The following is a 1,096-nucleotide window of genomic DNA, read 5'->3' on the forward strand; positions in this document are numbered from 1 at the left end:
TGATCTCCATTTTCAATGCCAGGGCGACAAATGTGCGCACGACCGGTTTGGAGGCCCAATATAGGATTTTTTCAGGGAGCATGGGGAAGCGAATCCGTTCTAGAGAAGATTGTGTATATGTAACAAAAAGCACGGTTAATCCATTCCCACCCAGGTCATAATTTGATAGTGCTTGTTACATGCATCTATTTGTGTGGTCACCGTGCTTTTTCATTTCGTTGAGAGAGTTACGTAATCTATAACCCATAAAGTGGGCGTAAGTTACTAATACGAAATTCCTTTAGTCTGGCGGAATTCGGATAGGGTTGAAGAAGTCAGGTTCTCGATTAGGGGTTTGATTTGTTCCACCCAGAGGTCATAACCGATGGCCATCAGATGAAGTTTATCGTTGGAGAGTTCCGGGCGAATCTGTCCATTGGCGTCTGCAAAATGGGGAAAAAGATTGACAAAAGTATAGCCAAAACGCTGGGCCAGTCTTTCCAGTTCGGCGTTGATGCGGAGAATCCGCTTGGCATAACCCCGTGCGCGGGGAAGAATGGATTGAACGAAGACCTGCGTGTTAGGACTTTCCCGCCGACAGCGTTCTAAAATGGCCGTATAGGTTTCGAGAATAACATGATCACTCCGGAACATGAACCAGGGAAGATCATTGGTGCCAATCAGCAGAAAAATAGCCGCTGGTTGGCCTTGGAGGATGCTATCTAAACGGGCTAAAACACCCCAGGTTGTATCGGCGTTAATGCCGCGGTTCTTCACTGAGAGTCCAGGGAAAAGCTCATCCCATCGCGCGCCATCGGTGATGCTGTCTCCCAGGAAGACGATATCCCCTGCTTTAACGGGGTGGTGGGCAAAAAAGTCACATTTCTGTTCATGATGTGTACGTGCCAGGCGTTCAGCAGCCATGCGTGCCAGAACTAGATAAACTAATGTGATAACCAAAAGGGTGGAAAGAATCGCATTTAGTAACATAGTGTACCTCGTGGCCTAAGTATACTCGTGAACTCTAAAAGGGGGTGTGATCTGCCTAGAAAAGGCAGAATTTTTTAAGGTTTAACCCCTTGACAAATCTCCACGGGTGTATAAAATTGCGCAATAA

The 1,096-nt window shown here is 46.7% G+C and carries 1 protein-coding gene; it reads right to left on the reverse strand.

The genetic code is table 11. The features are described 5' to 3' along the window. Positions 1 to 264 precede the first annotated feature (264 nt). A complete protein-coding gene (locus AC01YT_RS11800; RefSeq protein ID WP_476675664.1) occupies positions 265 to 969 on the reverse strand; it encodes a GDSL-type esterase/lipase family protein in 705 nt (234 codons plus the stop codon). Between the last annotated feature and the right edge of the window lie 127 nt (positions 970 to 1,096).

The organism is Thermanaerothrix sp. (assembly GCF_056331585.1).

What these genes read in the sequence shown, in the direction of transcription:
- AC01YT_RS11800 (WP_476675664.1), bottom strand. Translation starts at nt 969, where the DNA reads ATGTTACTAAATGCGATTCTTTCCACCCTTTTGGTTATCACATTAGTT.